This window comes from Sutcliffiella halmapala (assembly GCF_002019665.1).
Classification (GTDB): Bacteria; Bacillota; Bacilli; order Bacillales; family Bacillaceae_I; genus Sutcliffiella_A; species Sutcliffiella_A halmapala.
This window is the reverse complement of record NZ_KV917375.1, coordinates 2,439,432-2,451,613: the sequence shown is the minus strand read 5'-3', so window position 1 is coordinate 2,451,613 and position 12,182 is coordinate 2,439,432. Positions and strand designations below refer to the sequence as shown.

Annotated in this window: 13 protein-coding genes, 1 pseudogene and 1 riboswitch; of the genes and pseudogenes, 1 reads left to right on the top strand and 13 read right to left on the bottom strand. The window is 37.8% G+C overall.

The features are described from left to right. Nucleotides 1-77: 77 nt before the first annotated feature. The 12 genes from BK580_RS11940 to BK580_RS11885 all read right to left on the bottom strand — a co-directional run bounded on the left by BK580_RS11940 (nt 78) and on the right by BK580_RS11885 (nt 10,454). Entirely contained in the window at nt 78-1,151 is a 1,074-nt protein-coding gene (locus BK580_RS11940) for a Ger(x)C family spore germination protein (RefSeq protein WP_235864038.1), read from the bottom strand. Continuing rightward, complete coding sequence (locus BK580_RS11935) at nt 1,144-2,223, bottom strand: GerAB/ArcD/ProY family transporter (RefSeq protein WP_078380541.1); 1,080 nt, start codon at nt 2,221-2,223, stop codon at nt 1,144-1,146. The genes BK580_RS11940 and BK580_RS11935 overlap by 8 nt, the downstream gene beginning before the upstream one ends. After that, nucleotides 2,216-3,550 (bottom strand): spore germination protein, encoded by a 1,335-nt coding sequence (locus BK580_RS11930; RefSeq protein WP_078380539.1) that lies wholly within the window; start codon nt 3,548-3,550, stop codon nt 2,216-2,218. The genes BK580_RS11935 and BK580_RS11930 overlap by 8 nt, the downstream gene beginning before the upstream one ends. A gap of 148 nt (nt 3,551-3,698) precedes the next feature. Further along, complete coding sequence (locus tag BK580_RS11925) at nt 3,699-4,331, bottom strand: precorrin-2 dehydrogenase/sirohydrochlorin ferrochelatase family protein (RefSeq protein ID WP_078380538.1); 633 nt, start codon at nt 4,329-4,331, stop codon at nt 3,699-3,701. Further along, nucleotides 4,312-5,064: a sirohydrochlorin chelatase gene (locus BK580_RS11920; protein WP_078380537.1), complete on the bottom strand. Its 753-nt coding sequence runs from the start codon at nt 5,062-5,064 to the stop codon at nt 4,312-4,314. The genes BK580_RS11925 and BK580_RS11920 overlap by 20 nt, the downstream gene beginning before the upstream one ends. Before the next feature lie 41 nt (nt 5,065-5,105). Beyond that, nucleotides 5,106-5,882, bottom strand: coding sequence for a uroporphyrinogen-III C-methyltransferase (gene cobA / locus BK580_RS11915; protein ID WP_078380536.1), 777 nt, complete (start codon nt 5,880-5,882; stop codon nt 5,106-5,108). 4 nt (nt 5,883-5,886) lie between these two features. Then, the gene (locus BK580_RS11910; RefSeq protein WP_078380535.1) at nt 5,887-6,105 is read right to left on the bottom strand and encodes a DUF3906 family protein; all 219 of its coding nucleotides are present in this window, start codon (nt 6,103-6,105) and stop codon (nt 5,887-5,889) included. Then, complete coding sequence (locus tag BK580_RS11905; RefSeq protein ID WP_078380534.1) at nt 6,089-7,720, bottom strand: nitrite/sulfite reductase; 1,632 nt, start codon at nt 7,718-7,720, stop codon at nt 6,089-6,091. Before BK580_RS11905 ends, BK580_RS11910 begins: the two co-directional genes overlap by 17 nt. A 12-nt stretch (nt 7,721-7,732) precedes the next feature. After that, nucleotides 7,733-8,332 (bottom strand): adenylyl-sulfate kinase, encoded by a 600-nt coding sequence (cysC, locus tag BK580_RS11900; RefSeq protein WP_078380532.1) that lies wholly within the window; start codon nt 8,330-8,332, stop codon nt 7,733-7,735. Nucleotides 8,333-8,345: 13 nt separating this feature from the next. After that, nucleotides 8,346-9,491: a sulfate adenylyltransferase gene (sat, locus tag BK580_RS11895; RefSeq protein ID WP_078382749.1), complete on the bottom strand. Its 1,146-nt coding sequence runs from the start codon at nt 9,489-9,491 to the stop codon at nt 8,346-8,348. A gap of 28 nt (nt 9,492-9,519) precedes the next feature. Beyond that, on the bottom strand, nt 9,520-10,239 hold the full coding sequence (locus tag BK580_RS11890) for a phosphoadenylyl-sulfate reductase (RefSeq protein ID WP_078380531.1): 720 nt from the start codon (nt 10,237-10,239) through the stop codon (nt 9,520-9,522). A gap of 83 nt (nt 10,240-10,322) precedes the next feature. After that, the gene (locus BK580_RS11885; RefSeq protein WP_408055260.1) at nt 10,323-10,454 is read right to left on the bottom strand and encodes a YezD family protein; all 132 of its coding nucleotides are present in this window, start codon (nt 10,452-10,454) and stop codon (nt 10,323-10,325) included. An 89-nt stretch (nt 10,455-10,543) separates the two neighbouring features. Next, nucleotides 10,544-10,646, bottom strand: a riboswitch (SAM riboswitch). Nucleotides 10,647-11,057: 411 nt separating this feature from the next. Between BK580_RS11885 and BK580_RS11880 the strand changes: the two genes are divergently transcribed. After that, a complete protein-coding gene (locus tag BK580_RS11880) occupies nt 11,058-11,447 on the top strand; it encodes a hypothetical protein (RefSeq protein WP_078380530.1) in 390 nt (129 codons plus the stop codon). A gap of 126 nt (nt 11,448-11,573) precedes the next feature. Here the strand turns inward: BK580_RS11880 and clpP are convergent. After that, nucleotides 11,574-12,167: pseudogene (clpP, locus tag BK580_RS11875) on the bottom strand (ATP-dependent Clp endopeptidase proteolytic subunit ClpP); the annotation flags it as partial. Between the last annotated feature and the right edge of the window lie 15 nt (nt 12,168-12,182).

Sequence of the window (12,182 nt, the reverse complement as noted above, 5' to 3'; positions counted from 1 at the left end):
CTTCATAATTTAATGAAGAACCTTTTTTAAATAGAATCAATGCCTATCTTATTCCTTCTTCTATAAACCCTAACAACTTAATTTTTTGGACTAATTAGATTTCCGGTATTTTGAATTTCCACTTGCACATTTAAATCCATATTTAGACGTGGAAAATAACCGGAACGCCATGTTTTTAATTCGTCTCGTGAAAGATTCTTTCTAAAAAGCTGTCCTATAGCTAAAATGTCCGCTTCATTTGTTTGAAGCATCGTGAACATATCATTAAAACGTTGGGTTAGAAGAAGCTCTAATTCTTTTTTTATCTCTGCTACTGTAGGATCTCCTCGCGTTTCTAATAACATTACTTTTAGACGAATGTTGGATTGCAGATTTGGAGTTGAATTCTCCATTTTGCTGCGATGGTTCATTTTATCTCCTATAATCAAGACACTAGAACCGCCTAAAACCTCAATTTTTCCGTATGTCCCTTCTCCTTGAAAAGCGTTATATAGTAAGGTCTCATCTGAAGAGATTTGACCAACCATCCGTCCATTTTTTATAACTGCAGAACCAACTTGTATCCAATCCGTACTCGATCCAAGCTTTATGATAGGGATTGCAACATCCTGTGTATAAGAATGGATACTGCGGTATACTTGCCATACTCTTGTTAAGGCAATTTGTGGTCCCCATCCAGCATTCTTTTCAAAGCAATCTAATAAACCGGTGCCATCAGGATTTGTTTCATGGGTTATTGCTGTGAAAAAATCATCCAAATCATTCTCAGATATTGCTACTAGTGCCTTTGGAGAGAGATCCCGTGACCTCATAAACCCTGCAAACAGATCCTTTACCCCTTCTTCTGCAAGTCCTTTTTCAATAATAATCACTTTGACATGAAGAAGATCTACATCGCTTTCTAAATTTTTACTCATGTCTTCCATCACTTGATTGAGGGAATTACCAACGGCAGAAACGATCCTAAGTTCAAAGGTATCTTCTTTAGGATAAGGTATTTCTAAAAACGCCTTATAATTACCATCCTCCAAGGCAATTCCTAAAACTACGGGCATTATTCGATGGTTAATATCCTTGTTGTCCCAGCAGCCAGAAAGCATGAGTAGCAGATAAGTCCATACTATTGCTATTCTGATTGAACGCTTATACACTTTGTGCCTCACCTTTCTTTCTAGATCTTAAACTTAAGAAAAAAATAGATAGTGGTACGGTAAGTATGACATAAAATCGTACAAAGGTATTCCACTGAAATAGCTGCGTGACGTCTTCCCATGTTGGTATTACTAAACAAATTGGAAAAAGAATGACAGAAAGTAGGATGACGAGTTTTTGATATTTAATTTTCGGGAAACTAGCTTGAATGATGCGAACAAGATTACATAATGTTAAAGATAAAAAAAGCATGATAAAGGTAATTAAGCTCATTAAAAAGAACATCGATATTCGATCAAACATGACCCAATTTATACTGATAGAATCCACTGCTAGTACAAAAGGAAACATAAATGTTGAAGCGGTTGCTTGACCAAATGTTAAAATAGGTATATAGACTGAAATAAAAAAGAACGGGATTAAACAACACGCAGTAAGTAAAACTTTTTTTTTACTGAATGTGAAGTGAGGTCCCACAAACCCTAGAAACAAAAAGCCACCTCCTATTGCAAAATAACTTTTATAATAGGAAGCTTCTTTAAAGAAAGTATACTGATCATTCCATATCGGAAAAATATAGTACCCATCTGTATTTTGTAATGCTGTAACAAGGATAAACAGAATTAGTGGTATAAATATAAAACTAAGCAATACTCCAGTTCTAAATATGGCTTCGAGTCCCTGATAGGCTAAAATAGTTGAAAAAAGGAATAACGCTGCCATTACTGCCCATAGAGGGGTTGTGGACAAAAAAACAATATTAATTATTTCTGAATAAGCACGAATGGATAACACAATTTGTACCGAAAAATAAAACGCAGTTGGGATGAGAAAACAGAAAACCATCGCTTTTCCTGCCTCTGTATAGATTCCAATAATGTCTTTCTTCGGAAAAAATTTGAGCCCATTCATATACAAGGAAATAAGCACAATATGAGTAGCGACACCTATAAGAATCGGTAACCAGTGCCCCTGATCTGTACTAGCTATTATGTCACCTGGGTACATAAAGAAAATTAATCCTAAATGCACTAAAAAATATGTCACAATAACATAAAATGTTTTATCCACGCTTCATGTCCCCCTTAAAATTAAAGTGGAGGTACGGTATACCAAAGGAGTTAATACTAGCAATGTAACTACATAAAAAAAAGAGACCGATTAATATACCTAATACTCCATAGATAGATGCAAGTATTAAGATAATATATTTAAAAAATCGAATGAACATTGTATTTTGAACACCAACTAAAACAGAATTCGCAATTGTTGTCGCTGCTAATACGATAATTAAAAGGTTACTTACTAGCTTCGCTTCAACTACAGCTTGCCCAAGAATAATTCCTCCAACCATTGTTATGGTTGGCCCGATGCTTTTAGGTAATCGAATACTCGCCTCTAGCGTAAGTTCAAGTATAATTAGCATGATAAGTGTTTCTACTAAAGCAGGGTACGGTACTCCGTCACGACTATTCGCAATTGACAATGCAAGTTCAATTCTTAGTATTTCTGGATTGATTGAAACTAGCGCAACATATAGCCCAGGAATAATGATAGCTAAAAGGGAAGCAAATATTCGTAAGAAGCGAATGGTAGACATTAGAATGACAGGGAAATTCCGATCATTCTCTGATGAAAACATATCCCATAAATAACTTGGGAGAATAAGTGCAAGTGGTATTCTATCTACAAATAAAACGATTCTCCCTTTCTCTAATGATCTTGTAACCTCTTGTGGTAGCTCTGTAGAGGTGTATTGAGGCAAAATACCCCACTTTGAAAGACCTAAAATATTTGTGACATCTTGTAAACTGTTTAAATTGAGAGATTTATTTGATTCGATGGCAGTTGTAATTTTACTAATTAACTGCATATTTTTTGTGTTATTGCTATAAAGTAATGCTAAATTTTTCGAATAATCGGTACCGACGGAAAAACACTTTAATTTTAGTTGGTCGGAAGCTATATGTTTTCGCACAATTCCTATATTTGTGAGAAGATCCTCATTAAAAGAACTTAAAGTACCAATAATAACATTCTCATTTACAGGTGACTCAATAGATCGATTCAATTCTTGGCCAACCGGACATACTTCAATCACAAAATTTGTATCATTTCGTAGATGAATTATTAATTTACCTGTCAAGATTGAAGAAATTACTTCGTTATAATCACGATTAATTTTATCCCCTATTCCGAGAAGTTTTTGTTCTAATTGCTTTTCATCAAAAGATTCATAACCTAACTGTTCTTGAATAGTAGAGATAGTTTTCGGCATATCAATAAGTGTTTTGTACCCTAAAAGGATAACCGGGAGTTTACCAAAAAAATGATCCATCATAAAGAAATCTTCATTATCTCCAAGAGCTGATTTTATTCCCTGTAATATGTTGTCCATAATCAGGTTCCCTTTCCTGGGTAAAGTAATTGATTTAATTATTCCCAGTTGACTACAATTTATGTAACTACACTCTCCTGATTTTTTATTTAAAAGGTCTGTTAATCACAATCAAAAAAACCGTGTTGAACATGTCAACACGGTTCATTCATCCTTCATACGATGTTAAGCTACTATATTGTTTGAATAGCTGATCCCATTTTTCCTGTCGCGCCCTTTCTTGTAAGCGATACTTTTCCTCTAAAATCTCCCATAGTAGTTCATCCTTTTCCTCAAAGGAGATTGGAAGTTTTTTTATAAGTGATCGATATTCTGCTAAAAAATGTGTATATTGCTGCCAAGATACATCAAATTGTTCCTCAAGCTCTCTCTTTAATTTTCGAGTAAGCTTCGGACTAGCCCCATTTGAAGTGACTGCGATTTGAAGATGTCCTCGGCGTACGGTTGCTGGAAATGTAACATTGCCTTCTCCAGATTCATCTACCACACACACTAGTTGATTTGGAAAGAGTGAGTCAGCTAACGTTTTATTTGCTTCTCTGTTGTTCGTTGCTAAGATTACTAGAAATGAATGCTTAAAGTCAGAGGGCTCTGCTTTCCGTTGTATAAGGGTATATCCCTTTACTGAAGAAAGTTCTATCACTTCCTCTGAAAATGCTGGGGCGACAAATGTAATATCAGCCTTTTCCATCTCCAATACCTTCGCTTTTCTAGCAGCAATTCTCCCGCCTCCAGCAATAATTACCTTTTTGTCCTTTAAATCAATGATTAATGGCTGCACCTAGAATCTCCTTTCGATTAGCTCGGTCCATAACAATATCCTGTATTACTTTATGCTTGGTTAGTGGACCTGTGTGTATAATTTGTTGCCCTTGCCTTTGCCGCTTTTTGACTTCAAGGTTTATTTCATTTAAAAGAAGCCCTGAAAATAATAAATAGGGAATTACAATCAAACGTCCTTGACTTATCCTACTCATTTCTTCTATAGCCTGGTTGAATATCGGGGTAGTTGCTGCTAAATAGCAAACAGAGATATTTTGAATATGAAGCCGCTCCCCTAACCCCTTTATGATTGAATCAAAAGATTGATGAATCGCAGGGTCACTGCTACCCCTTCCGACTAGCAAAATAGAATCTTTAGGCCTTATTTCTGATACAGTTCCTATAACTAGTTCTTTGATAGCATCTAAGATTCGGTCATCTACTCCAAATGGATCAATCATGCTTACCTTAATATCTGAATGCTTTTTGAGTAGAGGTTCTAGTGCAAGAGGAATATCTTGTTTAATATGTCCCGCAGCTAAAAGAAAGATTGGAATTAGGGTAATCTCCTTTGCTCCTTTAGCGACACATGTTGTGAAGCTATCATGTATAGATGGCTCAGTCAGCTCTAGGAAACTTACTTCTTGAATAGGTATGTCTATTCTTTCGATGACTGCTTGTAAAAATTGCTTTGCTTCGGCAGCTCCTTGCTTAGAACGGGTTCCGTGGCCAATATATAGGAGAGCTTTCATGATAAACCTCCTTTCTGGATTTTTAGTAGACTTGTAGATGTTTATCCATGTACAACTGGAAGATGCGGGAGAATCTCTTGATCAAACCAATTTAATTTATGATGAAGGCTAACAACCTCTCCAATCACAATCATACTCGGGTTTTTAATACCCGCTTCCTTCACCCTTGCTTCAATTGTTGAAAGTGTTCCTGTTACAGTCCTTTGATCATTCAAGGTTCCCCAATGGACAAGTGCAATTGGTGTGTTAGAGGGTTTCCCATTTTCAATTAAATGATGAATAATATTAGGTAACTGTGAAACTCCCATGTAAATACAAATCGTATCGACAGCATGAGCTAAATGTGCCCATTTATGCTCTGCTTCCACATCACCTGCTTGATGCCCAGTCACAAAAGCAAAACTTTTACTTAACGTTCGATGGGTGACAGGAATACCTGCATAAGCAGGAGCGGCAATACCAGCCGTAATTCCTGGGATTATTTCAAAGGGTACATCATGATTGACACACTCCTCTGCCTCTTCACCACCTCTTCCAAAAACAAAAGGATCTCCTCCTTTTAAACGCACTACCTTTAAGCCTTTTTTTGCGTATTTAACAAGAAAGTGATTAATGGTTTCCTGTTTCATCGTGTGATAATGAGGAAGCTTTCCACAGTAAATTAGCTGGGCGTTTTCCTTGGCATGCTGTAGAAGCTCAGGATTAACCAATCTATCATATAAAATAACATCTGCTTGCTCTAGACAACGTAGCCCTTTTACTGTAATCAATTCTGGATCTCCTGGACCCGCTCCAACTAAAAACACTTTTCCTGTCATTTCCCTACCACCCCTTCTCATCTGGATCCAGTATGAAACCACTCTTCTTCCCAATTCTTTTCTTCTCTCTTAAAGCAATTTCTTTCACTTTTGGATCTTTTAGATAGAATTTTTCAAGCTCAACATCTAAATGTAAAAACGCAGCTTCATCGTTTTCTGCATAAATAACTGCTATTACTTCTTTCTCCGCCGTTGTTACATCAAATCTATATAGATACGCCATAGGTTTCTTTCCCCAATATAGTATCGAGCACCTCTTGCAACGTTTCTAGACCTACTCTACCAACAAAGTCAAAGAAGGATTCCCCTGCTACTTTTTCATTAAGAAAGAAAATTAATAATTCTTCTAGAACATCTGTTAACTCATCGGCAGCTACTTTGCCTTTTAGTTTTTGATTAAATTGTCCTCCTGCGTTAAGGGTTCCTCCAACATATATTTCAAAGGCTTCGACCATTTCTTTATTTGAATTACGTAGTTTCATCCCTTGAAGGCCGATGTCTGCTATCTGTCTCTGCCCGCAGGAATTGGGGCACCCTACCATATGAATCCGAATCGGGACATCCAAACTAATCCGTTGATCTAGTTCCTCAGCTACCAAGCGCATCCGTTCTTTAGTTTCCACAAGAGCTAAGTTGCAGTACTCAATTCCTGTGCATGAGACTGCATGGCCGATAAAGGAATGTGGACTTATTGAAATCCGTTTAAATATTGGTTCGGCGAGTAATGCCGGGACATTTTTAGTAGGAATATTAGGTATGATTAAGTTTTGCGAGTTACATGTACGAACTTCTCCATTCCCATAAAGTTCAGAAATTCGAGCGATTTCGAAAACCTCTTCCGCATCAAGCCGGCCGACTGGTACATTAAATCCTAGAAACTTAAGTCCTGCTTGCTTTTGATCATGTACTCCATAGAAATAACCGGCGTTCCATTGTTGAACGGGTTCTTCTCCTTTGCTAGGAAGTGGTCCAGTGTATTCTAGAAGCTTCTCTTTGAACTTCTCCACCCCCCAATCCGCAATTAAAAACTTCAAACGAGCCAGATGACGTTTTTCCCGGTATCCGTGGTCACGGAAAATGGTTGTAACCGCGATTGCCACTTCTAGTGTGCGTGTTGGATCAACGAATACATCAACTGTTTCAGCAAGGAAAGGACGGGAGGATAATCCTCCACCAACCTTTAGATGAAAACCATTCCTCTTTTCGCCATCGATTAGCTTAACAGCCGGTGTAAAAGAGACACAGTTAATCTCTGCATTAGAAGCATTTTTTGTATTTGCACTAATCGACATTTTGTATTTTCTTGGTAAGTTAGAGAAATCCTCATTTTTTTGAAAAAAGTTATATACTTCCTGGACAATACTAGTTGTATCAAACAGTTCCTCTGGGTCAAGACCGGCAATAGGATTCCCAACAATGGTTCTAGTGATATCTCCACATGCTCCTGCACTGGAAAGACCAACCGCCTCCAAACGTTTGAAAATGTCTGGTATCTGTGAAATTTCGAGCCAATGAAACTGGACAGCTTGCCTCGTTGTGATATCAAAAACACCCCTACCATAGTCTCGAGCAACCCCTGCAAGTGTATCTACCTGTGGCTTTGTTAAAATTCCAGAAGGTATGTTTACTCGCATCATGAAATAGCCAGCTTCTTTTGGTCGTTGTAAATAAAGTCCTGCCCATTTAAATAAATCCCATTGCTCCTTAGGTATAGATTCAAAACCATTTTCCGCATAGTAAGGAATATCATCTAAAATTCTCAGACCATCTTTCTCCAATTTTGCTACTTCCGTTTTATTTAGCTTTTCATTATTAGCCCAATTTTTTATATATGCCATGTACTTCCCCTCCTAGATAATGTTCTGTTCGCGAAGATAGTTAATAATAAGATCTACTGCTCCCTCTACTGTTTGCTTATCAGTGTGAATAACTATTTCTGGCCTTGACGGCGGTTCATATGGTGAATCGATTCCAGTGAAATTTTTGATTTCACCAAGACGAGCTTTTGCATAGAGTTGCTTCGGATCCCTGTGCTCACATATCTCCAAGGGGCAATCCACAAACACTTCCACAAATTCCCCTTCCTCAAAAATAGTACGAACTTGTTCTCGATCCGAAATGAATGGAGAAATAAACGCAGTGGTAATTATTTTCCCACTATCCACAAAGAGCTTAGCGACTTCTCCAATTCGGCGAATATTCTCTTTTCGGTCTTTTTCTGAGAAGCCGAGGTCCTTATTCAAGCCGTGTCTGACATTATCACCATCTAATACATATTCATTAATTCCTAAACGATATAGTTCCTTTGAGACCGCGTTAGCAATTGTTGATTTGCCAGACCCAGAAAGACCGGTGAACCATAATGCACAGCTTCCGTGCCCATTTTGGGCGCGGCGCTCCTCTTTTGTAATCGTTGTTTCATGCCATGTAATATTCGTTGCTTTAGTCATTGACGAATTCTCCTTAAACTGGTGTTTTTTGATTTAAGCCTTCAATTAAAACTTCAATTACTTCTTTACGGCTAAAGGTAGACGGTGGCAGTACACCATTTCTAAGCATTTCTCTTACCTTTGTACCTGACAAAATCACTCGATCTTCCGTACCATGTGGGCATGTTTTATCTGATGCCATTCCCTCACATTTATTGCAGAAAAAGCTATGTTCAAAAAACAATGGCTTAATTCCTAATTCTTCTTCTGTAAATTCGTTGAAAATGTACTGGGCATCATATGTACCGTAATAATCCCCTACACCAGCATGATCTCTGCCAACGATAAAGTGCGTGCAACCGAAATTTTTACGGGCAATCGCATGGAATATCGCCTCACGTGGTCCTGCATAACGCATTGCAGCAGGGTAAACAGCTAATTGAACACGTTCTTTTGGATAATACTTTTCAAGCAAGATACGATAGCTCTTCAATCGGACATCAGCCGCAATATCATCGGACTTTGTTTCCCCAATAAGTGGATTAAGAAAAAGTCCATCTACCGTTTCAAGGGCAACTTTCTGAATGTACTCATGAGCACGGTGGACAGGGTTTCTTGTTTGAAATCCTACTACAGTATTCCAGCCCTTTTCTTGAAATAAAGCACGAGTCTCTTTCGGTTCGAGCCAAACATCTTTAGCAACCCCTTTTTCTGGACGCTTGATAAGTATCACCTCACCAGCCACGTATACCGAGCCTCGTTCGAATAAGCGATTTACACCGGGATGGTCTAAATCTTCCGTTTTATATACCTCACGGGCTTCTGTCGCTAAATCAGGCTCATACCATTCTGATACATGAATCACTCCATAGACATCTCCGTTGAAGGTAAGCTTAAAGGATTTTCCTCTTTCAAGTTCTCCGGAATTTTCGTATGTAACAGGTAATGTCACAGGAATCGACCAGACAGTATCATCTGACAGTCTCATTCTTTTTACTACAGATTCATAATCTCTTTTTCCGAGGAATCCTGTTAAAGGACTAAATAATCCAACTCCAATTAGTTCTAAGTCGCTTAATGCAATTGCATCGAGCTTAATTTCCTTTTCAATGAGAGAATAATCATAATTTGGATCAAATGCTTGAATCAGGTTTCCACCATGTGGTTTTGGTAATGCCATTTTCATCAACCTTCCATTAATCTATTTTTTATTTCCCTCCATGCAGGCCACATTCTGTTTTCGTACTACCAGCCCATCTGCCAGCACGGGAGTTTTCTTTATCAGTTGCTGCTTGGGTACAGGGAAAGCAGCCTATACTTGGATAACCATGTTGGTGTAGTTCGTTAAAAGGTAGTTCTTTTTCTCGGATATAGCTCCAGACCTCCTCCCATGTCCAATGAATTAGTGGACAGATTTTGATATTTTGAAACTTTGCATCTTTATTAACGAATTCTGTATGTGCTCTTGTTTCGGACTGTTCTCTCCTTAGGCCTGAGATCCAGGCATCCTTCGGTGATAGAGCTTCCTTTAAAGGGATTACTTTCCGAATTTCACAGCATTTGTTTGGTTCCCTTCTCCAAAGAGCTGTTCCAAACTCAGCTGCTTGTTCATCTAGGGTGAGGGCTGGACGCCTTCGATTTATTTGTAGCTTCGGAAAGCGCCTTTCGATCTTTCCAATGACATCATATGTTTCTAAAAAATGGAGATTGGTATCTAAAAAAACAATATGAGCATCCTGCTTTATCTCTTGGATTAAATCAATGAGAACCATTGCTTCCGCCCCAAAACTTGAAGCATAAATGATTTTTTCTGGAGAATACACACGGTATGCCCACTCTAGAACAAGGCGTGCTCCTTTAGTTTTATCCTCTATTGGAAAAGTGTTCGAAATTTCCTTCCAATTTTCATAAGTTACAACTGTGCCCATTTTGCCTTTATCTCCTTTCCAAGTAAAAAGGCAGTCCTTCTACATGATGATTCAAGTAAAAGGACCGCCTCTAGTTTGTCTAGTCAGCGTGTTTTATTTGGTTGAAGACGAACCTTTTCATTTTTCTCGATTTGTATGACCTTTCCATCCTGTACTACCAACGTAATAGATCCAAATTTCACTGACTGCAGCATTCTTTCTAGATGTGTTACGATATGTTCCCATTCCACTGATTCCAGCTTGTTCGCCTCCTAAAAAAAACACCTTTCCCAAATAGGAAAAGGCGCTTTGTCATAATAATTGCACCTTATCTCCCAAAATGATCTCCATTTTGCTGGAATTGGCACCTTGCTTGCGCAGGTTGCCGGGCGTCAACGGGCCAGTCCCTCAGCCGCTCTAGATAAGCGATATTTATTGTTGAAATTAATCCTACCATACTTATAGGTATTGTCAACGAATAATTGAAAGAATTTTTTAAATAATATATATTTGGGGATTATTTCACATAATCTCCGGTTGTTAGAATAGATCGAATTGCTTAGAGGGTACTTGAGGAAGACGGAGAGACCGTATCCAAGACACCAGCACAAAGATTGGGTATTACAGAAAGTGCGCTTGATTGGAACGATATAATTAATCTAAGATTAGCCAAGGAAAATAACTTGTATTATTTTTTGAGTATTCATAAGGTTAAATGGAATTTTATATTAAACTAGTAATGGTAAATGTAAAAAAAACGACTAGAAATTGGATTATGAAACTTTATAGGTTCATATTCGTATAACTTATTATCTACTAGTCGAAGGGGGAGAGTTAAAATGGGTTATCTTTACTACCTGACACTTGTTTTATACGCAGTTTCAATTGGTTTTATAGGGTTTTGTTTATTCAGTTTCTTTGTAAAAACGGACAAGAAAAAAAGTGTCATTGGCCTAATTATTGGACTTGTGTTCTTCGGGGCTGCAATGTCATTCAACAAGATACCGAGAGAGAAATCTATTATCGTAGGTAATGTCCAAGCATCAAGTTACAACAACGAATATGCATGCACAATCAAAGAAGAAAACGTTGATGCCGAATACGTTTATGTAAATAAGGACAAGCATGATGTGGAAGATTTTTGTTCCCAATTTGAAGTAGGCAAGGAGTATAAACTTCAATACTCATTGAAAAATGATATGTATGTTATATCAAAAGTAAATCCTTAATCGTATATATGAATGCAAAACGCAGAAGTTACTAAAACTTCTGCGTTTTCTCTACTACAGCTCATTTTACTCGGTTGTGAATCACACTTTTTACCCAAAAATAAACTAGTCATTTCCTCAGCTTTCTCACGTGTTTTTTATAATTTCATCTACAATTCCATAAGATTTTGCTTCTTCGGCTGTCATAAAATTATCGCGATCTGTATCACGTTCAACCTTTTCAACCGGCTGTCCAGTTAATTCTGAAATTAATTTGTTCGTATCCTCTTTTAGTTTTAAAATTCTGCGAGCAGATATTTCGATATCGGTTGCTTGCCCTCTGGCACCGCCTAACGGCTGGTGAATCATTATTTCACTATTCGGAAGTGCAAGGCGTTTCCCTTTTGTTCCTGCCATCAATAGAAGGGCGCCGAATGAGGCCGCCATCCCAATACAAATGGTTCTGACATCTGGTTTAATATAATTCATCGTATCAAGAATGGCAAAACCAGCTGAAGTGGAGCCTCCAGGACTATTAATATATATGGAAATATCTTTTTCAGGATCATCGGCTGCTAAAAATAACAGTTGTGCAACGACACTGTTTGCTATTTGTTCGTTTATTTCGTCTCCAAGCATAATAATGCGATCTTTTAACAAGCGAGAGTATATATCATAGGAGCGTTCCCCCTTGCTGGATTGCTCAATAACATATGGGATCGTGTTCATTTTAAATTCCTCCTTCTTATTTTACTA